We start from the raw sequence: 19,792 nt of genomic DNA, 5'->3' as shown, positions 1-19,792 counted from the left end.
GAAAATTTGGGTTAAGGAAGTTTTATGTCTGTGCCAGCCACTGAAACTTACGCCATTCGCAGTAGCTTTTTTGATATAACCGCTACGGTCAGCAATCCACAGGAGATCGAGCAACGGGCACGCTATATTGAAGACGGCCTGCTGCTGATCACAGCGGGAAAAATTGCCAGCCTGCGCCCGTGGCTGGAAGCGGAGGGCAGATTGCCTGCCAATTGCCCCATGCTCGATCGACGCGGAAGCCTGATCGTTCCCGGTTTTATCGACTGCCATATCCACTATCCGCAAACCGAAATGGTCGCTGCTTTTGGTGAACAGCTGCTGAGCTGGCTGGAAAACTACACCTTCCCGGTTGAAGGGCAATACCATTCAGCCGGGCACGCAGCAACAATGGCCGCCTTCTTTTTACAACAGCTGCTCAGCAACGGCACCACCAGCGCGCTGGTTTTTGGCACGGTGCATCCCGAGTCAGTCGAGGCGCTGTTCCAGGCGGCCGAACAGCGGGCGATGCGCATTATCGCCGGTAAGGTGATGATGGATCGCAACGCGCCAGATTATCTGCTGGAAACCCCGGAGCAGAGCTATCAGCAAACGCGCGCACTGATCCAGCGCTGGCACAAGCGTGGCCGCCTGGGATATGCGCTCACGCCACGTTTTGCGCCGACTTCATCACCAGAACTGCTGGAAAAAGTCACGCAACTTCATCAGGAGTTTCCTGATACCTGGATCCATACCCATCTGGCGGAAAACCTGCAGGAGGTGGAGTGGGTGAAAAAGCTGTTTCCACAGCAGGCAGGCTATCTTGATGTCTATCACCATTATCAGCTGACCGGCCCGCGCAGCATCTTTGCGCACTGTTTACACCTGGAGCCTGAAGAGTGGCGCTGCCTGCATCAGACCGATTCCGCCATCGCCTTTTGTCCAACCTCGAACCTGTTTCTTGGCAGCGGACTGTTTAATTTACAACGCAGCTGGCAGCAGCCGATCAAACTTGGTATCGGCACGGATATTGGCGCGGGCACCACCTTCAGCATGCTGCAGACGCTGGGCGAAGCCTATAAGGTCAGTCAGCTGCAGAACTATAAGCTGCATGCCAGCGAAGCTTTCTATCACGCCACGCTGGGCGGCGCACGGGCGCTAAGCCTGGATCATCTGATTGGTAACTTTATGCCCGGTAAGGAGGCAGACTTCGTGGTGCTGCAGCCTGAAGCTACGCCGCTGCAGAAAATGCGCTGGCAAAACAGCCGCGACATCTGGGAAAAACTGTTTGTGCTCATGACGCTTGGCGACGATCGTACTATCGCCGAAACCTGGGTAAACGGCCAGCTTGCCTGGCAACAACCCCATCAAGAGGCAGCGATATGATCCAGTTCCTGCTCAACCAGACGCTGGTAAGTGAGCATCAGATTGATGCAAATACCACGGTGCTGAACTATTTGCGCCAGCAAAAAGGGCGCTGCGGTACAAAAGAGGGCTGTGCCTCGGGCGACTGTGGCGCCTGTACCGTTACGCTGGGCAGCGTAGTGGATGGCAAAATGCGTTATGAGACAGTTAACAGCTGCCTGCTGCCGATTGGCGCGCTGGATGGCAAACAGCTGATCACCGTAGAGGATCTACGCCAGGGCGACCAACTGCACAGCGTACAACAGGCGATGGTTAACTGTCACGCCTCGCAGTGTGGTTTCTGTACGCCAGGCTTTGTTATGTCGCTGTTCACACTGCAAAAAAACAGCAACGGCTGGGATCGCCAACAGGCGGAAAGCGCGCTGGCGGGCAATCTCTGTCGCTGTACCGGCTATCGGCCTATTGTGGAAGCGGCGCGCCTCGCCTGCAACCAACCGGAAAAAGACAGCTTTAGCCAGCGCGAGCAGGAGACCATCATGCGTCTGCAGGCGCTGCATCAGCACGCCATGAGTGACGTTGTCACGGATTCTGGTCGCTATGTGATACCTGAATCCTGTGCGCAGTTGGCAAGCTTTTATCTGGAAAACCCACAGGCGGTGCTGCTGGCTGGCGGTACCGATCTGATGCTACGGATTACCCAGCAATATCAAAAGCTGCCGCTGATGATTGCGCTGGAAAAGGTAGAGGAACTTCGGCAGTGGCAGGAAACACCGGAAGCGATTGTGATTGGCGCAGCCGTGCCGCTCAGCGTTTGTCAGCAGCGCCTGCACACCACCATCCCGATCTTTAGTGAAATGCTGCACCGCTTTGCTTCATTACAAATTCGCAATCGCGGCACGCTGGGCGGCAACATCGCCAATGCTTCGCCGATCGGCGATTGCTCACCAATGCTGCTGGCGCTGGGCGCATCGCTGATTTTACAGCAGGGGGAACGCCTGCGTCAGCTGCCGCTTGATCAGTTTTTCCTCGGCTACCGGCGTACGGCACTGGAAAGCGGCGAGTTTATTCGCGCGATCCATATCCCCAGAGTGACACTGTCACCTGATTTCCGCGCCTGGAAAGTCTCAAAACGCCGTGAGGATGATATTTCTGCGGTATTTGCCGCTTTTAATCTCAAACGAGATGACAGTGTGATCACCGAAGCGCGGCTGGCGTATGGCGGCATGGCCGGGGTACCGCGACGCGCTTTCGCCTGCGAAGCCGCACTCATCGGACAGACAATGTCAGCGACCACGCTGGAAAACGCCTGCCGGGCGCTGGAACAGGATTTTCAGCCGCTAAGCGATGCGCGAGCCAGCGCCGCCTGGCGCATGCAGCTGGCAAAAAATCTACTGCGCCGCTATTTCCACCAGCTGAACGGCGAACTGGCCGTGAACGAGGTATCCCACTATGTCTCATAATCGTCCGCCGGTTAAGCAAGAGGTTCTTGAAGCACAGTATCTGGCTGGCATCCAGAACGGCGTTGGCCGCGATCGGCAGCATGAAAGCGCAGAAAAGCACGTTAGCGGCGAAGCGCAATATATTGATGACCGGTTAGCCTTTCCGGGTCTGTTGCACCTTTGCCCGCGTCTGAGCGCTCAGGCACATGCGCGTATCCTGCATATCGATACCGCAGCCTGTTATGCCATTCCCGGCGTGATTGAGGTTCTCACCTGGCGCGACGTGCCCGGCGAGCTGGATATTGGTGCGCTGGAGCCGGGCGATCCGCTGCTGGCGGGCGACACGGTCTGTTATGTGGGACAGATAGTGCTGGTTGTGGCGGCGGAAAGCGAAGAGGCAGCACGGCGGGGCGCGGCAGCTGCCCATATTGAATATGCACCTTTGCCGGCAATTCTTGATGTGGAAACGGCTCTGGCACAGCGCCATTTTGTGCAGGAGCCACATATCCATCAGCGTGGCGATGTCGATACCGCGCTGGCACGTGCGCCGCATCGCATTCAGGGGGCGTTTCATATCGGTGGGCAGGAGCACTTCTATCTGGAAACGCAGATCGCGCTGGTTGCACCGGGCGAGGATCGCTCTTTTCAGGTCTGGTCATCAACGCAGAATCCGACTGAAGTTCAGAAACTGGTTGCTTCAGTCATGGGCGTGGGGATGAATAACGTTACCATCGATATGCGACGCATGGGCGGCGGTTTTGGTGGCAAAGAGACCCAGGCGGCGGGTGTTGCTTGTTTATGCGCGCTGGCAGCGCATAAAACCGGGCGACCGGCAAAAATGCGTCTGGCGCGGCGCGACGATATGCATATCACCGGCAAACGTCATCCTTTCTTTGTGCGCTATGACGTGGGCTTTGATGATGACGGCCTGTTCTGTGGGGTAAACATCGAGCTGGCGGGCAACTGCGGCTATTCGCTCGATCTTTCCGGGTCAATTGTCGATCGTGCGATGTTCCATGCTGATAACGCCTATTATCTGGGCGATGCGCGCATTACCGGCTATCGCTGCCGCACCAATCTGGCTTCCAATACCGCCTATCGCGGCTTTGGCGGCCCGCAGGGCATGGTGGCGATTGAACAAATTATCGAAGCCATCGCACGCCACCGCCAGCTGGATCCGCTCACGGTACGTAAACGTAACTACTATGGACAGCAGACGCGTAATATTACCCATTATCATCAGCGGGTTGAGGATAACCTGCTGGAAGAAATTACCGCACAGCTTGAGCAGAGCGCTGATTATCAGACGCGTCGGGAAGCGGTACGGCGGTTTAACGCCGCCAGTGCGATCCTGAAACGTGGCCTGGCGCTGACGCCGGTGAAATTCGGTATCTCTTTTACCTCCAGCTTTCTAAACCAGGCCGGCGCGCTGATCCTGATTTATACCGACGGCACCGTTCAGCTGAACCACGGCGGCACCGAAATGGGCCAGGGGCTGCATACCAAGGTAGCGCAGATCGTAGCGGAAGTGTTGCAGATTGATGCAAGCGCCATTCGTATTACCGCGACCGATACCGGCAAAGTGCCCAATACCTCGCCGACGGCAGCCTCCAGCGGCACCGATCTTAATGGCAAGGCCGCTCAGCACGCGGCGGAGATTTTGCGCCAGCGACTGACGGAGATGCTGTGTCGCCTGCATCAGTGCCAGCCGCAGGAGGTAAGCTTCAGCAACGGCATCGTGCGGGTGAAGCAGCACTATTTTACCTTTAGTCAGGTCGCGCAGCTCGCCTGGCTGAATCAGGTGCCGCTGTCTGCCACTGGCTACTATCGTGTTCCCGGTATTCATTACGATCGTGAGGCGGGACGCGGTCAGCCCTTTTATTATTTCTCTTACGGCGCGGCCTGTAGCGAAGTACTTATTGATACCTTAACCGGTGAATATCGCCTGCTGCGTGCAGATATTCTGCACGACGTCGGTGCATCGCTGAACCCGGCTATTGATGTGGGGCAGGTCGAAGGAGGCTTTGTACAGGGCATGGGCTGGCTAACCTGCGAAGAGCTGGTCTGGGATAGCCAGGGACGCCTGATGACCGATGGACCGGCCAGCTACAAAATCCCTACCCTGGGCGATCTGCGCGTGACGCTGCTGGAAAACCGTAAAAATCCTCAGCAGACGGTATTTCATTCCAAAGCGGTGGGCGAACCGCCGTTTATGCTGGGTGTTTCCGTCTGGGTCGCACTACAGGATGCGATAGCCAGCGTGGCCGACTATCGTCAGCATCCGCATCTGGATGCGCCCGCCACGCCAGAAAAGGTTTTCTGGGCGGTAAACCGGCTGGCGGGAGAAAGTAATGCTTGCTCATGAGTGGATTGAAACGCTGCAGCGGCTACGAGCGCAGCGTCAGTCGTGCGTGCTGATTACCGTGCTTAACGAGCGCGGTTCAGTGCCGCGCGATCGCGGCAGCAAAATGATCGTGACGGCGGATGGGCAGTTTTTTACCATCGGCGGCGGACATCTGGAATTCCAGTGTATTGAGATAGCACGCAATGTGCTGATGCAGGGCCGCGAAAGTCTGCACAGCGAACAGTTCAGCCTGGGCGCGCGGCTGGGGCAGTGCTGCGGTGGTAGCACCACCATTTTGTTTGAGCCGCTGCTTTATGTACAGCCGCACATCGCTGTTTTTGGTGCGGGACACGTCGGCCAGGCGCTGGTCACGCTGCTGGCGACGTTACCCTGTCACATACAGTGGATCGATCAGCGTGCAGAGCTGTTCGCGCAGGTGCCAGCTGGCGTCAACGTCTGTCAGGTAGAAGAGCCGGTGGAGTATGTTTCGCAGCTGCCGCCAGAGAGCTATTTTGTGGTGATGACGCATCATCATCCGCTCGACCTGGCGCTGTGCGAGGCCATTCTGCGCCGCGATGACTATCGTTATGCCGGGGTCATTGGTTCAAATACCAAGCGTCAGCGCTTTGAGTATCGTCTGAGCGGCAAAGGATTCAGCCAGCAGCAGCTGGCGCGCCTGCGCTGTCCGGTAGGGCTGCCGCAGGTCAAGGGCAAACTGCCGGCGGAAATTGCCGTCGCCGTAGCGGCAGAAATTATCGCCGTTTATCAACAGACGCAGAATGCTGGCACCATCGGTTAACTGCGCTTATGATTCTGACTTTACAGGCAAGGAACAGGAGAGTAAGGATATGCGGTTATCGGTGTTATTTTTGGCCATTGGCCTGGCGCTGAGCGGCTCAGCTCAGGCAGCCGGTGCGACGGCGAATCACGATCAGGAGAAGACCATGTCCGGCGAACAGCACAATCCCTTCAGTCAGCCCAGCGCTCTGCCTTTTCAGGCACCGCCTTTCGACCGTATCAAGGACAGCGATTATCTTCCTGCGATTGAAGCGGGCATCCGCGATAAGCAGCAAGAAGTGGCGCGTATCGCCAACGATCCGCAGCCGCCTACCTTTGAAAATACCTATGTGGCGCTGGAGAAAAGCGGCCAGATGCTGAAGCGGGTGTTAAACGTGTTCGGCGCCATGACCTCTGCCAATACCAACGACGAATTACAAAAAATTGATGAAGAAACGGCCCCCAAACTGGCGGCGCTGGACGATGAAATCCACCTTAACAGCAAACTTTTTGCCCGCCTTGATGCGGTTTATCAGCAGCGCGACAAACTCCAGCTGGATGCGGAATCCCGTCGTCTGGTTGACGTTACCTGGCAGTCATTCCAGCTGGCTGGAGCCAGCCTGAGCGACCAGCAAAAAACCGAGCTCAAGGCGCTGAATCAGGAAGCGGCGACGCTGAGTACCCAGTTTACCAATCGTCTGCTTGCGGCTACCAAAGCAGGTGGTCTGCTGATTAAAGATAAGGCGGCGCTGGCTGGCCTGAGCGAAGGTGAAATCGCTGCCGCCGCCGAAGCGGCCGGGGCGCGCGGCCTGAAAAACCAGTGGCTGCTGGCGTTGCAAAACACCACCCAGCAACCGGAACTGCAAAGCCTGTCGGATCGTCAGACGCGTGAAGCGTTGTTCAATGCCTCCTGGCAGCGCGCGGAAAAAGGCGATGCCAACGATACACGTCAGCTGATTGCGCGTCTGGCTGCGGTACGGGCGCAGCAGGCGAAGCTGCTGGGCTTCGACAGCTATGCCGCATGGAAACTGCAGGATCAGATGGCGAAAACCCCGCAGGCGGCGCTGGACTTTATGCGCAATATCGTTCCGGCTGCCACAGCACGCGCGCAGCGCGAAGCGGCTGATATTCAGGCGGTGATTGATCAGCAGCAGGGCGGCTTTAAGCTGGCGCCCTGGGACTGGACCTTTTACGCAGAGCAGGTGCGTCGCGCTAAATACGATCTCGACGAATCACAAATTCGCCCTTATTTCGAACTGAACAACGTACTGGAAAACGGCGTATTTTATGCGGCCAACCAGCTTTACGGCCTGACCTTTAAGCAGCGTAACGATTTGCCGGTTTATCAGCCTGACGTACGCGTCTATGAAGTGTTTGATAAGGATGGCTCCTCGCTGGCGCTGTTCTATACCGATTTCTTCAAGCGTGATAACAAAGGCGGCGGGGCGTGGATGAGCAACTTCGTCGACCAGTCGAAGCTGCTGGGAACCAAACCGGTGATTTATAACGTCGCTAACTTCAGCAAACCGGCGGCGGGCCAGCCTGCGCTGCTGTCGTGGGACGATGTGATTACAATGTTCCATGAATTTGGTCATGCGCTGCACGGAATGTTTGCCGATCAGCAATATCCGAGCCTGTCCGGCACCGAAACCCCGCGTGATTTCGTGGAATTTCCGTCACAGTTTAACGAGCACTGGGCCAGCGATGATAAGGTGTTTAAACACTTTGCCCGCCACTATCAGAGCGGCGAACCCATGCCGCAGACGCTGCACGATAAGATCCTGAAAGCCAATAAGTTCAATAAAGGCTACGACATGACCGAGCTGCTGGCGGCGGCGCTGCTGGATATGCACTGGCACAGTCTTCGCGCCGGAGACGCGCAGCCAGATGTGGATGCTTTCGAGCAGAACGCACTGGCGCAGGATAAGGTCAACCTGCCGCAGGTGCCGCCGCGCTATCGCTCCAGTTATTTCCAGCATATCTGGGGCAACGGCTACGCGGCAGGCTATTATGCCTATCTGTGGACCGAGATGCTGGCGGATGACGGCTTTGCCTGGTTTAAAGAGCACGGCGGCCTGACGCGTGAAAACGGCCAGCGCTTCCGCGATATGATTTTGTCACGCGGCAACAGCAGCGATTTAAAGCAGCTCTATTATGACTGGCGCGGTCACGATCCTGACATCGAACCGATGCTGATCAACCGGGGGCTGAAGGAAGCACCTTAAACCGCCTCCTCATCATCAGGGGAAAAAGGGCAGCAATGCCCTTTTTTTCCATCTGAAAACAGTCGTTTGATGTACAATAACGTTCAGGCACCAGGCTAACCTAAAAGGACGTTCCACATGCAAAAAAACTGTTTCTGGCGCTATTCGCTGCTGGCCGGATTGTTTTCGTTATGGTCGCTCAGCGCGATGGCTGATGAAGCCACTCTGACGCAAAAGTTGGCCGGACTGGAGAAAGCCAGCGGCGGGCGGCTGGGGGTGGTATGGATTGATGGCGATCGACGCTACGGCTATCGCGCCAATGAACGTTTTCCTTTGACCAGCACTTTTAAAGCGTTGGCGGTATCGGCCATTCTGCATAAAAGCGTCAGCCAGCCCGGTTTGCTGGAGAAAAAGGTGATGATCAACAACGCGGACAATGTTCCCTGGACGCCCGTCACCGGTAACTATATCGGCAAGGCCATGAGCATTGGCGCGCTGTGCGCCGCCGCCATTGAATACAGCGATAATCTGGCGGCCAATTACCTGCTGCATGAGCTGGGCGGCCCGCAGGGCGTTACCGCATGGGCGCGTCAGCTGGGCGACCGGATAACCCGGCTCGATCGCTACGAGCCCGATTTAAACAGCGCGGTGCCGGGCAATCAACGCGATACCAGCACGCCAGCGGCAATGGCATCTAACCTGAATCAGCTGGCGCTGGGCGATATCCTGCCGGTAAAGCAGCGCCAGATGTTTAACCGCTGGTTAAAACAGAACACCACCGGCGATGAGAGTATTCGTGCTGGCGTACCCGAGGGCTGGGTGGTTGGCGATAAGACTGGCGCCGGTGATTATGGCACCACCAACGATCTGGCCGTGCTCTGGCCTGATAAAGCACAGCCGAAAATTTTAGCCATCTACTTTACCCAGCCGCAGCGAAAAGCTGCCAGTAATAAAGCGGTGCTGGCCGCCGCCACGCGTGCGGTTATCGCTGAACTTCACCCATAACGGGCCGGGCCTGAAGCCCGGCTTTTCACGCCAGCGGGCCGCCGACAATGGTCTCCTGCATACCGCTCAGGATCTGTTCGCCGGTTTCCCGCTTCAGTTCTTCATACCAGGCACGCGTTACCTCAGGCTGTTTACCGTGGGTCACATCGCAGCGTTTACGCGCCTTCAGCACCAGATCTTTGACCCGATCCGCGCGGCGAGCCTCATAGCGCCGCAGCGCATCCTCGATGCCCAGCGAGTGCGCCTGAAGCGTTAATGCCAGCACCACCGCATCTTCCATTGCGGCGCAGCCGCCCTGCCCAATATCCGGCGTAGTGCTGTGTCCGGCATCGCCCAGGAGCGCAACCCGACCTTTGACCAACTGCGGGAAAGGATCGATATCATGAATTTCAATACGGTTGGTGGTTTCCGGGTTAATCACGGCGATCAACGTCTGCACCGGTTCGGCCCAGCCGCTAAAATAGCGGGTTAAGTCCGCTTTTACAGTGCTGCGATCTTCCGCCAGCCCCTGCGGCAACGGCACATCAAAGAAAAAGTAAAAGCGGTTGCCGCTGACCGGCATCAAAGAGACGCGTTTGCCTTCACCGACAAAGGTGGTCCACTGATCGGCGGGAGCAATGGTTTCATCAATGCTCACCAGGCCGTTCCAGTTAACGTAGCCGGCATAACGCCGCTCAGCGTGCTGACCGGTTACCGAGGGGCGGATTACCGAATGCGTGCCGTCGGCAGCGATCAAAAAATCGCCGCGCGCTTCGCTACCATCCTCAAACCAGGCGGTAACGCCCGTGGCGTCCTGTTCAATATGGCTGACGCGTTTGCCGAAATTAACGCGCTGTGCGCCGTAGCGATCGAGCAGCATCGCCTGCAAATCAGCGCGCGCTACCGGATAGGGACGTTCACCAACGCTTTCCACCAGCGGCATCATGGAGAAGCGGGTAAGGGTTTGTCCGTGCCGGAAATCGTTATAGGCCATAAAAGCCATATTGCCGCCCAACGCCTGCAGCTGCGCTTTCAAACCCAGGAAGTTCAGGCATTTAACGCCGTTTGGCCAGATGGAAATCGCCGCGCCTACCGGGCGAATGGTTTTTACCGCTTCGTACACCTCGGTTTGATAACCGCTCTGTTCCAGCGCCAGCGCTGCGCACATCCCGCCAATACCGCCACCGATTACGATCGCTTTCATTGCTCTCTCCTTGCTGTTGATAGCAGGAAACTGCAACTTTTGTACCAGCTATGCAGGTGCCAAAAAGGGCGATGTTACCGTTGCGATTGCGCATTTACAGGGCAGGAGGCATGTTCAACGCTGCTTTAAGGTGCAACTTGCCTGTTGAACGCCCCTTAAAAGATTGAACAGCCGAGCCGCTCGGAAAGCAATTCCAGCACCGCAGTGCCTGCCAGGGAGTTGCCGGACGCGTCAAGGCCTGGCGACCAGACCGCGATCGTCATCTCCCCGGGTATAATGGCAATAATTCCTCCGCCCACGCCCGATTTCGCAGGCATTCCTACCCGCCAGGCAAATTCGCCTGCGCCGTCATACATTCCGCTGGTGATCAGCAGGGCGTTGATCTGGCGCGTCTGCCGTACCGTCAGTATTGGCGTTGTCTCGCCCAGCGGGCAGCCCTGGTTGGCGAGGTAGAAGAAGCAACGCGCCAGTTCCTTACAGCTCATCGCCAGCGAACAGTAATGAAAATAGGTTTGCAGCACGCCGGGTACATCATTATCAAAGTTTCCAAAGGACTTCATCAGCCAGGCGATAGCGGCGTTGCGCGCCGAGTGATCGAACTCGGAGCGGGCAACATAACGATCGTAGTTAATCGATGGCTCGTCACACAGCTGACGCACTACCTCCAGCATCCTTTGACGCGGGGCGGTCAGACGGGTTTCCAGCATGTCGCAAATCACCAGCGCGCCCGCATTGATAAAGGGATTGCGCGGCTTACCGCGTTCCATCTCCAGCTGCACCAGAGAATTAAACGGCTGGCCGGAAGGCTCTTTACCCACGCGCTGCCAGATCTCCTGTTCCTGATAACGCGTTTGTGCCAGCGTCAGCGACAACACTTTGGAGATCGACTGAATAGAGAAACGGACATCAGCATCGCCAGCCTGATACAGCGTGCCTTCGCGGGTGAGCACAGCGATACCCAGATAGTCAGGCGACACCTGCGCCAGCGCCGGGATATAGTCAGCCACTTTTCCCTGACGCGTTAAAGGGCGCACCTGCTGCAGGATCTCTTCCAGTAAAGCATTGCTGAGTTCAGCCACGACAATCTTCTCCGTTACGTTAGATGCGCAGCATAATGGGAGGTTGTCTTCACGGCGTCAATAAATTCAGAAAAAAGCGTCTGGCGCAGGAAAAGGTAGAAAGAAGGGATGGCCGGATCGCCTTGTAAACTGTCGCGTTCCGGCCTGTGTTTTGCGTGTGATCAGGATGGGATAATACGGTTAGCCTTCAGCTTATCAAACAGCGTAAAGAAGGCATCGCGCGTGGAGCGGTATCCGGTAAAGCCCGCCTTGCGACTTTTGCTGATGTCGGTAAAGACTTCCATCGGGCGACCGAGATCGGCATCGGTATGCCACCAGGAGGCGAGACGGGAAATCTCTTGCTCGCGCAGCTGGTACTTCTCAGCAATTTTTTCCCAGTCATGATCGGCGTTCAGCATGCGGCCTTCCAGCGGCTGCATCTCACCGGGGAACGGCGCTGCTTCAATTCCAAAGTAATCGGCAATCTGCTCCCACATCCATTTCCAGCGGAAGACGTCGCCGTTTACCACGTTATAATCCTGATTTTGTGCTGCGGGAGACGTCGCGGCCCATTCCAGCTGCTCCGCCAGCAGGCTGGCATCCGTCATATCAGTTACGCCATTCCACTGCGCTTCTGAACCCGGGAAAATAAAGGGCTTGCCGGTTTCTTTGCACAGGGTAGCGTAGACGGCCAGCGTCTGCCCCATATTCATCGCATTGCCCAGCGCATAGCCGATAATGGTATGTGGACGATGTACGCTCCAGGTGCAACCATATTTGTTGGCAGCGGCGAACAGCTCATCTTCCTGCGCATAGTAGAAGTTATCGACCGGCTGACGCCCCTGTTCTTCGCGGAACGGCGTCATTGGCACGCTGCCTTTACCATAGGCGTCAAACGGGCCAAGGTAGTGCTTCAGACCGGTAACCAGCGCGACATGGCTGCCTTTCAGGCGCTCGCCCATCGCTTCCAGAACGTTGCGCACCATCGCGCCGTTTACCCGGATATTCTCTTTCTCATTGGCCTGGCGCGACCAGACGCTAAAGAACAGGCTGTCAAAATGGAGATCTTTTAGCGTGGCGTTAACCGATTCCGCCGAGGTGAGATCGGCGGTCAGAGAGTGACAGCCCTGCGGCACCGGCGCGCGTCCCCGCGACAGACCGTAAACTTGCCAGCCATCCGCCTGTAGTTTTTCTGCCAGCGCGCTGCCAACTACGCCGCTTACGCCGATAATCAATGCTTTTTTGTTCATTACGCCTCCTGTAACAGATGCTGTTAAGCATAGTTCGGAATTAATTTCATATCTGAGGTATAAATTCACAAGATTTCGGAAAAGGATTCATGAATCATGATTGGCAACGATCTGCTTAAGGGCATTATGCCGTTTGTGGCAACGGTAGAAGCGGGCAGCTTCAGCGCGGCAGCGGAGCGGCTGAATCTGACCAGCTCAGCTGTCAGTAAAAGTATAGCCAGGCTGGAGCAGCGCCTGGGATCGCGGTTGTTTGAGCGCACCACGCGTACTCTGCGGCTGACCGACGCCGGAGAAGCCTATTATCAAACCTGTCAACGGGTGGTGAATGAACTGAGCGAGGCAGAAACGGTGCTGGCGGCACAGCGTACCCATGCGGTTGGACGCTTGCGCGTCGCAGTGCCGATGACCTTTGGCCGCACGCACGTCATGCCGTTAATCAATGACTTCTGCCGCGATTATCCCGACTTGCAAATCAACATGACCTTTGCCGATCGCTTTGTGGATCTGTTTGAGGAGAATATCGATATTGCGGTGCGCATTGGCGGCCCGGCAGATTATCCCGCCTCGCTGGGGATGCGCTATCTGGGCAACGAGCAGCTGGTATTTTGCGCCGCCCCGGACTATCTGCAGCGCTACGGTACGCCGCAGAGTTTCGATGAGCTGCAGCAGCATCGCGCTGTGGCCTATGAACGGGTGGACGGCACCACCACGCCCTGGCGCTTTATGGCAGCCGACGGCCGTGTCGCTAGCCGGACGGTAAACGCCAGGCTGGCCTTTGGCGATAGCGAAGCACAGCTAAGCGCAGTCAGCGCCGGTTTGGGTATCGCCCAGATGGCGACATGGCTGATACGGGAAGCAGAGCAGGCGGGCAGGGTAAAGATCATCCTGCCACAGCTAATGCTGGATGGCCTGCCGCTTTGGCTGGTTTGGCCGCGCAAGAAACAGCTGCTGCCAAAAGTGGATGCGCTACTGAAAACCTTTCATGATCTGGTGATTCGTTAGCAGCCCGCTGCAATAAAATCTCCGCTCGGGCTGACCGGCACTACGGTCAGAAACAGGATCAGAGCAAAAAGCAGCAGCAGTACGCCACCGGCAATGCGGACCAGCGCCATAATACTGGCGGCGGCAGGCGAATCGCGAAGCCAAACAGCGGTGACGGTATCGCGTAAACGGCTTACCGCCATAGCCAGTAATAACAGGGAAAGGCCGGTGCCCAGCGCCATGGTCATCACCGCCAGCATGCCCCATGTCACAATGCCAATTGCATTTGAGAACAATAAAACGGTAATCGCGCCGCTACAGGGACGTAAGCCGATGGCCATCATTACGCCAGGCAGCTCTTTCCAGTTTGCGGGCTGAGCCAGCGGCATATGATGACCGCAGCCGCATGGCTGATGGGTATTATGATGAGAGAAAGAAAAACTGCGCAATCCACGTAGCAACATCCAACCGCCAAAAGCGGCGATCAGCAGCGCGCTGACCTTTTCCATAACCCAACGGCTAAGGCTTAAGTCACCAGCTACCAGGTTAAAACCCACGGCCAGAATAAACACAAACAGAATGGCGCTGAGTCCCTGAACCAGGCTGCCAACCAGCGGCACCGCTCGCCGCGCGGCAGATGCATGCTGCGGTTGGGTACTCAGCCAGGTAGTGACAACGAACTTACCGTGTCCCGGTCCAACCGCATGCAAAACGCCATAGAGAAAGGTGAAGAACAGCAGCCACAGCCCACCGCTGTACTGACCGTTGTTGATTTGCAGCAGATGCAGTACCAGGTAACGATGCAGAGTAATCTGCGTCGCCAGACTCCAGGCGAGGAAATCATCCCAGTTCCACCAACAATACAGCGCCAGCAGCACCAGTGGCGTGACGACAACCATCAGAGCGTGCTTGCCAGAAGAGAGGGAGCGACCAAACATAAAGCATCCTGATTAAGAAAAATCCGCCTTCAGTATACGGAGTCTGGTGCTCAGTGGAACGAAAACTCACGTTAAGCTATAAACGTCAGCCCGGAGCAATGATGGCGACAGAAGAGCATTATGGCCGAGTGCCGGCAAATACATCACCGGTTCGCGTCTTAATCCCGATATAAGGTCTGTAGCTTAGATCGGGACGCCTGCCGGTACTGGTAGAGCCGATCTCTGGCAAGGTTCTTCATTTTCACCTCGCACATAATATCGAAATCAACAAACGATAATGCCCAGTCATTTAGCGTGTTGTTGAAATAATAGTCTGAATGGGAACGGAGTTTCATTTTTGATAAACCCAATGCAGCCTGATCGGGAAAACCCTCTTCAGGAATCAAGCCTTCCTGCGATATTGAATAATGCAAAACGGGTTGCACACCGCGCCATGATTCCTTTACCTGTTCAATACGCGGATCATCAGGCTTAATAAATTCATTTTCCTTTACCCAGTGATGATGAATATCTAAAACCACCGCGCAGAGCGCTTTGGCCTGTAATACATCGTCCAGCGAACAGGAAATTTCGTCATTTTCAACGGTCAGCATTAATCGCGCTTCCGGGCTCAGTTTACCGAACGCCTGTTGAAAACCGGTAAATCCTTTTCGTCCGTTCATATGGATGTTGATTTTAAAATCCTGAAATGTGCGGCCATAACCCATTAATTTTGCACAAAGCGCATGATATTCAACATCTTCAATGGCCCGGATTACCACTGACTCATCCTCTGAAGCCAGCACGGAATATTGTCCCGGATGGAAAGAGAGACGGATATTATTGCCTCTGGCAAAATCACCGCACTTAATAAATAACGGATAGAGGTCAGGTAAAAATTCCTGATATAAATCTGTTGCTTCGGGAACGGTATATAACGGCAACAGATCGCTGCCAATACGCATCATGCGTAAATCTTCGGGAAGCAAAGCCAATTGCTCCAGGGTTTGAAATAAATTAACCAGGTTGTTCTTAGCTAACTCATAAATAAGAAGGGTTCTTTGTTCATTATTCAGACTCAGAAAACGCTTCCTGGTGGTGGCTTTGAGCGGAAAAGGCTGTTTTAAATCAGCAGTAAGATATTTGCAAGCAAAGCCTAATTTCATAATTTCTCCTGTCTGTCGGGCATACTTAAGTGTAACAGCTAACAGAGAAATGAGATCATGCCGCAAGCAGTGTTACCGTACCGCTCGGGTCGGACAAGAAACAGATGAGCAAAAAAAAGCCGCGCAAGCGTGGTTTACGCGGCCTGTATCAGGGGAAATTACCAGCCTTTGATGATATCGCCTTTGTACAGTTCGTTGGCTTTGTCGAGCACTTGCTGCGAGCGGAAAGCCTCTTTCAGCTTCTGAACATTCGGGCTGTCTTTGTTGTCTTCACGCGCCACAATAGCATTCACATAAGGAGAGGCTTTGCCTTCCATAAACATACCATCGCGAGAGGCAGACAGATTCACCAGCGCGGCGAAGTTGTTATTGATAATGGAGATATAAACCTGCGGATCGTCCAGGGTACGGGCCAGCTGCGGCGTATCCACCTCAACAAACTTAAGTTTTTTCGGGTTAGAGGTAATATCCAGCGTGGTTGGTAACAGGCCAGCCTCTGGCTTAACGGTGATCAATCCCTGCGCCTGTAACAGCAGCAGGCTGCGGCCCAGCGTCGTAGCCTCATTGGAAATCGTAATGGTTGCGCCATCCGGCAACTCTTTTAATGTTTTGATTTTGTGTGAGTAACCCGCGATCGGGAAGACGAAAGTGTGGGTGATCACCGCAAAGCGATAGCCACGCTCTTTCGATTGTTTTTCCAGATAGGGCAGACTCTGGAAGGCGTTAGCGTCAACATCTTTGTTAAACAGCGCTTCGTTCGGCTGCACATAATCATTAAACGCCACCACATCCACATCCAGCTTATATTTATCATGAGCGACCTGTTTAACAGTTTCCCATAATTGCTGGTCGGGTCCGGTGTTAATCGCGACTTTGATTTTATTATCGCTGTCTTTATCACAGGCGCTGAGCAACGTTACTGATGCAGCAAGCAGGACCGTGAGCAGTGTTTTTTTCATTCTGTAGTTCCCTTATACGTGTTAGAAAAACACTATAATATACATCCAGACGTCTGTACATCCATAAGCGTTACGTTTGATGAAAATTCCGTCAGATTGCCAGGTTGAACTGACGGGGGGTTAACGCTGGCCGCTTTTCTTTTCCATCAGATCGATCATCGCTCCGGCATGGGCATCAACATTACGAATATAACGCATCAGCGTTTCCGGTTTTTTCCAGGTGCCTTCCTGCATAATCTGCGCTACGGCATAACCCTGTTTTGCCATATCCTGAGCGGCACCAACGCGAGCGCTGTGTCCGCTCCAGCCACGATAGCGATTCTTGTTGCCCTTTGGCCGACTCTGTCCGATCTCTCGCCAGGCATGAATAAAAATATCCTCCAGCGCCGGCGTGCTTAAAGGCCGGTGCGTGGTGATCAACGCTTTATTGGTGCGATGTACCGGACAGAAGAGGAAGGCATCCGGTTCGGCAGCAAGACCGGCAAGTTGTATCCATTCCGTGAGGCGCTGTGACGAGAGCGTGCTGAGTGCTTTGATCAAGCCGCCGGTTTGAACAATGGTTTTTGTCCAGGCGACGTCCAGAATAATGCGACCATCTTCGGCGCGCGTAATATCACTGACCCGCAGACGCGCCAGTTCGCTGACGCGTAATAGCGTACTGTATGCAACATGCAGAAATGCCAGATTACGCATCTCTTTTAATTGCGATGAATTTTGCCAGCGTACATCCAGGGCGTTTAAATCTGACAGGCAGAAAGGGACGGCCTGTCCGGTTCGTTCTCCTGACACCACAGCCATGCGGTTGATCTTCTTCATCGCCCGGAACACCGCAGGAGAGGTGTTAGGCGGCAGCAGCCCGGCATTACGATGAAGCATGGAAATCAATGATGCATGGGTGGCGATAGTGGAAGAGGCCCGTCCGTTCGCCTGTAAAAACGTCAGATAATCCCGCAAATCTTCCGGTGCCATTGGCAAAAAGCGGCGATCGTTTTCCGTGGCCCACTGATGGCAAATTCGCATAACGCTCAGTAACTGACGCCAGGTATTAGGCGAAAAGGCTTCCCGATCCTGCACAAAGGCACGCAATTGCCCGGCGATATCATCATCGGCGCTTAACGCCGGTAATTGCGCACTCTGTTGAATAATTTTTGTCATTTTTTGCCCGGTAAATAACCGCTTTAACGGCGATCGCGCTACGTGAAATCTGAGCCAGAAGCAGGGCAGTTACCCTGCAGAATTTACGTAGCGACGCCAAAACAAGGACCAGATATCATCCTCTTAAAAGAGCTGCCCATGATACCTGTCTGAAAAAACGCTGTCCTGACTTTATATAAGTCCCATTATATAAAGCTAATCAGTTCAGATCGCAAGGATCGGGATCGGGCTGGGGATCCAGGTTAGTCCCAGCCCGATTACGGTTACATGCTTATCGGTTATTTAATGTTTCCGACAGAGCCGGGATTTCACCAAGTCCGGCACCTTTGATTTTCATCGTCAACTGAACGTTGCGATGCGTCACAATGCTGATGGCGGCAAGCAGCGCGGGCAGGGCAAGGATAAAGAAGATGGCAGACTGGCCAGGAAACGCCCCCATTAACAGACCGCCCAGGGATGAGCTCAGGATAGCGCCAATGCGACCTTTGGGGGCTACTGGCAATTGGGTGGAGCCTAGAAAACTCTGGCGCACGTTTGATTCTGGCTCCGGACTGGCAGACGATCGTATGGACGGAGACCAAGCGTAAGAAAGGGCAATCATGGGGGCTCTTTCTAAATTGCTCTAACAACCTTGGTGCGCATAATGTGCCACACGTTATGTAGAAAAGCCGCCTGCGAAAATAGAATCCCGCAGGCGGCTCTTTTACATAATTTAGTATGTAACCCGTACTTTATCGCCTGCGTGTATCCTCAAAAGTTTCCTTTATCAGCGCAGGCAAGAGACAAGTAAGGTTGATGAGCCATTGCATTGCCACAAAATTTATCCAGCCTGTGTCGTCGCAGACGCTTTGCCATGTCTTAGCCGGTGCCGCAGCAACATGGACATCCACTCAGCATAATCGCTTACAAGCTGCATCTGCGATGATAGAGCAAAGCACCGGCGTTGTCGCATTAGGTCAGTGACGACCACAGAACCGTTAAATTCCGTCTATCTCTACATTTGTTATTGCAAGATTAAAAAGTCACCCGTTTTAGCCAGTTTAAAATGTCACCTGAAGTGACATGGACAGGGGCGGAAGTTTAGTTCTGATAGGGAAAGGGTGATAAGAGATAAAATATCTGGCCTGCGGTAGCAGACCAGATTTATTAGTTTGAGCGGGAGTCGTTACTCTACACAGTAATCAATTCTGCAATTTTTGTTGCGACAACTGCCAGCGTATCTTCTCCCGTGTCCAGACCGCTTCGGGATGCGAGCAAGGGACTGACATTGCGGAGAGCTTCATACGTTGTGTTATGAACGATCGGTACGAGTTGGTTCCCGGCCAGTAAAGCTGAAAGCTCTTTATCAGCAACGCCTTCTTTGGGCAGTCGGTTTAACAGCGCTGGAGTCACTAATACCAAACCGATTCGAGAATTTGCTAATCCTTTATCGATGGCACGCATCATAGGAACGCCAAGAGCAAGATCCTTTTCGCTAAACCATACTTTGACGCCTGCAGCCTCGAGCAAATCGTGTAGCTCTTTGGCTACGCCTTGTCGATCATCCCAAGCGTGGCAAAGAAATACATCACGCAAATCCGGCTTCTCTGCGACAAGCTTCTCTACCGTTTGGCGAATTGGTGTGAGAGATTGTACTTGGGCGGTTGTGTAGGAAACGGAAGAACCCGATTTTGACCAGCGGGGCTTTGTACCGCTGCTGGATCCACGACTTCCTCCAGCGCTGCCTGACGAGGAGTAGGACTCATAACTGTAGCTGCTGCGGCGATAACCACTGCGATTGCGACAGGCTGGACAGGCAGCAGCGGCTGCTGCTGAGCTATGTCCACGTACAGGAGCCGTACATCTGGCCATGTTCTTATTTCCCCTTAATATTCTGGAATATATCCGCTGTGATAGTAAAACCAGATAAGTAATGGGGATTATTGATTACAAACTCAACTGCGATGTTTTCAAAAGCTTGCACTTCATCACACTGCCACAGCTGAACTATCCAAAAAAACTAAAAGAGCAGGG

The 19,792-nt window shown here is 54.5% G+C and carries 16 protein-coding genes; 7 read left to right on the top strand and 9 right to left on the bottom strand.

All coding sequences use genetic code 11. The features are described 5' to 3' along the window. Positions 1–24 precede the first annotated feature (24 nt). The 6 genes from guaD (at position 25) to bla (ending at position 9,110) form a co-directional block, all read left to right on the top strand. On the top strand, positions 25–1,362 hold the full coding sequence (gene guaD / locus ACQE3Z_RS05770; RefSeq protein ID WP_426972635.1) for a guanine deaminase: 1,338 nt from the start codon (positions 25–27) through the stop codon (positions 1,360–1,362). Next, the gene (gene xdhA / locus ACQE3Z_RS05765; protein WP_426972634.1) at positions 1,359–2,801 is read left to right on the top strand and encodes a xanthine dehydrogenase small subunit; all 1,443 of its coding nucleotides are present in this window, start codon (positions 1,359–1,361) and stop codon (positions 2,799–2,801) included. Before guaD ends, xdhA begins: the two co-directional genes overlap by 4 nt. After that, positions 2,791–5,145, top strand: a complete 2,355-nt coding sequence (gene xdhB, locus ACQE3Z_RS05760; protein WP_426972632.1) for a xanthine dehydrogenase molybdopterin binding subunit — start codon at positions 2,791–2,793, stop codon at positions 5,143–5,145. The genes xdhA and xdhB overlap by 11 nt, the downstream gene beginning before the upstream one ends. Next, entirely contained in the window at positions 5,132–5,923 is a 792-nt protein-coding gene (gene xdhC, locus ACQE3Z_RS05755; protein WP_426972631.1) for a xanthine dehydrogenase accessory protein XdhC, read from the top strand. The genes xdhB and xdhC overlap by 14 nt, the downstream gene beginning before the upstream one ends. 49 nt (positions 5,924–5,972) lie before the next feature. Continuing rightward, positions 5,973–8,126: a peptidyl-dipeptidase Dcp gene (gene dcp / locus ACQE3Z_RS05750; RefSeq protein WP_426972629.1), complete on the top strand. Its 2,154-nt coding sequence runs from the start codon at positions 5,973–5,975 to the stop codon at positions 8,124–8,126. 117 nt (positions 8,127–8,243) lie between these two features. Then, positions 8,244–9,110: a class A beta-lactamase gene (gene bla, locus ACQE3Z_RS05745; RefSeq protein ID WP_426972627.1), complete on the top strand. Its 867-nt coding sequence runs from the start codon at positions 8,244–8,246 to the stop codon at positions 9,108–9,110. Positions 9,111–9,135: 25 nt separating this feature from the next. Here the strand turns inward: bla and hpxO are convergent, their stop codons facing one another. From hpxO to ACQE3Z_RS05730, 3 genes are all read right to left on the bottom strand, one after another. Then, positions 9,136–10,293, bottom strand: coding sequence for an FAD-dependent urate hydroxylase HpxO (gene hpxO / locus ACQE3Z_RS05740; protein WP_426972626.1), 1,158 nt, complete (start codon positions 10,291–10,293; stop codon positions 9,136–9,138). A 155-nt stretch (positions 10,294–10,448) separates the two neighbouring features. Then, the gene (gene glsB / locus ACQE3Z_RS05735; RefSeq protein ID WP_426972625.1) at positions 10,449–11,372 is read right to left on the bottom strand and encodes a glutaminase B; all 924 of its coding nucleotides are present in this window, start codon (positions 11,370–11,372) and stop codon (positions 10,449–10,451) included. A gap of 161 nt (positions 11,373–11,533) precedes the next feature. Then, positions 11,534–12,601 carry an SDR family oxidoreductase gene (locus ACQE3Z_RS05730; RefSeq protein WP_426972623.1) on the bottom strand — a complete coding sequence of 356 codons (1,068 nt, stop codon included), beginning with the start codon at positions 12,599–12,601 and terminating at the stop codon, positions 11,534–11,536. A 96-nt stretch (positions 12,602–12,697) separates the two neighbouring features. Here ACQE3Z_RS05730 and ACQE3Z_RS05725 point away from each other — a divergent pair, with 96 nt between their 5' ends. Beyond that, positions 12,698–13,603 (top strand): LysR family transcriptional regulator, encoded by a 906-nt coding sequence (locus ACQE3Z_RS05725; protein WP_426972621.1) that lies wholly within the window; start codon positions 12,698–12,700, stop codon positions 13,601–13,603. Here ACQE3Z_RS05725 and ACQE3Z_RS05720 read toward each other — a convergent pair. From ACQE3Z_RS05720 to ACQE3Z_RS05695, 6 genes are all read right to left on the bottom strand, one after another. Then, positions 13,600–14,481, bottom strand: a complete 882-nt coding sequence (locus ACQE3Z_RS05720) for a nickel/cobalt transporter (protein WP_426973070.1) — start codon at positions 14,479–14,481, stop codon at positions 13,600–13,602. The genes ACQE3Z_RS05725 and ACQE3Z_RS05720 overlap by 4 nt on opposite strands. A gap of 197 nt (positions 14,482–14,678) precedes the next feature. Next, positions 14,679–15,665 carry a UV damage endonuclease UvsE gene (locus ACQE3Z_RS05715; RefSeq protein WP_426972620.1) on the bottom strand — a complete coding sequence of 329 codons (987 nt, stop codon included), beginning with the start codon at positions 15,663–15,665 and terminating at the stop codon, positions 14,679–14,681. A gap of 158 nt (positions 15,666–15,823) precedes the next feature. Beyond that, positions 15,824–16,624, bottom strand: a complete 801-nt coding sequence (locus ACQE3Z_RS05710) for a MetQ/NlpA family ABC transporter substrate-binding protein (protein WP_426972619.1) — start codon at positions 16,622–16,624, stop codon at positions 15,824–15,826. 120 nt (positions 16,625–16,744) lie between these two features. After that, on the bottom strand, positions 16,745–17,779 hold the full coding sequence (locus tag ACQE3Z_RS05705; RefSeq protein ID WP_426972618.1) for a tyrosine-type recombinase/integrase: 1,035 nt from the start codon (positions 17,777–17,779) through the stop codon (positions 16,745–16,747). 271 nt (positions 17,780–18,050) lie between these two features. Beyond that, positions 18,051–18,311 carry a hypothetical protein gene (locus tag ACQE3Z_RS05700; protein ID WP_426972616.1) on the bottom strand — a complete coding sequence of 87 codons (261 nt, stop codon included), beginning with the start codon at positions 18,309–18,311 and terminating at the stop codon, positions 18,051–18,053. A gap of 638 nt (positions 18,312–18,949) precedes the next feature. Continuing rightward, positions 18,950–19,630 carry a toll/interleukin-1 receptor domain-containing protein gene (locus tag ACQE3Z_RS05695; RefSeq protein ID WP_426972615.1) on the bottom strand — a complete coding sequence of 227 codons (681 nt, stop codon included), beginning with the start codon at positions 19,628–19,630 and terminating at the stop codon, positions 18,950–18,952. Positions 19,631–19,792 lie beyond the last annotated feature (162 nt).

This window comes from Pantoea sp. FN0307 (assembly GCF_050113815.1).
GTDB classification, from domain to species: Bacteria; Pseudomonadota; Gammaproteobacteria; order Enterobacterales; family Enterobacteriaceae; genus Mixta; species Mixta alhagi.
Note: the sequence above shows the minus strand (reverse complement) of the source record. Positions and strands in the feature narration are given on the sequence as shown.

Bases quoted from the DNA above. Each gene is read 5' to 3' on its own strand.
- guaD (WP_426972635.1), top strand. From the start codon at position 25: ATGTCTGTGCCAGCCACTGAAACTTACGCCATTCGCAGTAGCTTTTTT.
- xdhA (WP_426972634.1), top strand. From the start codon at position 1,359: ATGATCCAGTTCCTGCTCAACCAGACGCTGGTAAGTGAGCATCAGATT.
- xdhB (WP_426972632.1), top strand. From the start codon at position 2,791: ATGTCTCATAATCGTCCGCCGGTTAAGCAAGAGGTTCTTGAAGCACAG.
- xdhC (WP_426972631.1), top strand. From the start codon at position 5,132: ATGCTTGCTCATGAGTGGATTGAAACGCTGCAGCGGCTACGAGCGCAG.
- dcp (WP_426972629.1), top strand. From the start codon at position 5,973: ATGCGGTTATCGGTGTTATTTTTGGCCATTGGCCTGGCGCTGAGCGGC.
- bla (WP_426972627.1), top strand. From the start codon at position 8,244: ATGCAAAAAAACTGTTTCTGGCGCTATTCGCTGCTGGCCGGATTGTTT.
- hpxO (WP_426972626.1), bottom strand. From the start codon at position 10,293: ATGAAAGCGATCGTAATCGGTGGCGGTATTGGCGGGATGTGCGCAGCG.
- ACQE3Z_RS05730 (WP_426972623.1), bottom strand. From the start codon at position 12,601: ATGAACAAAAAAGCATTGATTATCGGCGTAAGCGGCGTAGTTGGCAGC.
- ACQE3Z_RS05725 (WP_426972621.1), top strand. From the start codon at position 12,698: ATGATTGGCAACGATCTGCTTAAGGGCATTATGCCGTTTGTGGCAACG.
- ACQE3Z_RS05720 (WP_426973070.1), bottom strand. From the start codon at position 14,481: ATGGTTGTCGTCACGCCACTGGTGCTGCTGGCGCTGTATTGTTGGTGG.
- ACQE3Z_RS05715 (WP_426972620.1), bottom strand. From the start codon at position 15,665: ATGAAATTAGGCTTTGCTTGCAAATATCTTACTGCTGATTTAAAACAG.
- ACQE3Z_RS05710 (WP_426972619.1), bottom strand. From the start codon at position 16,624: ATGAAAAAAACACTGCTCACGGTCCTGCTTGCTGCATCAGTAACGTTG.
- ACQE3Z_RS05705 (WP_426972618.1), bottom strand. From the start codon at position 17,779: ATGACAAAAATTATTCAACAGAGTGCGCAATTACCGGCGTTAAGCGCC.
- ACQE3Z_RS05695 (WP_426972615.1), bottom strand. From the start codon at position 19,630: ATGGCCAGATGTACGGCTCCTGTACGTGGACATAGCTCAGCAGCAGCC.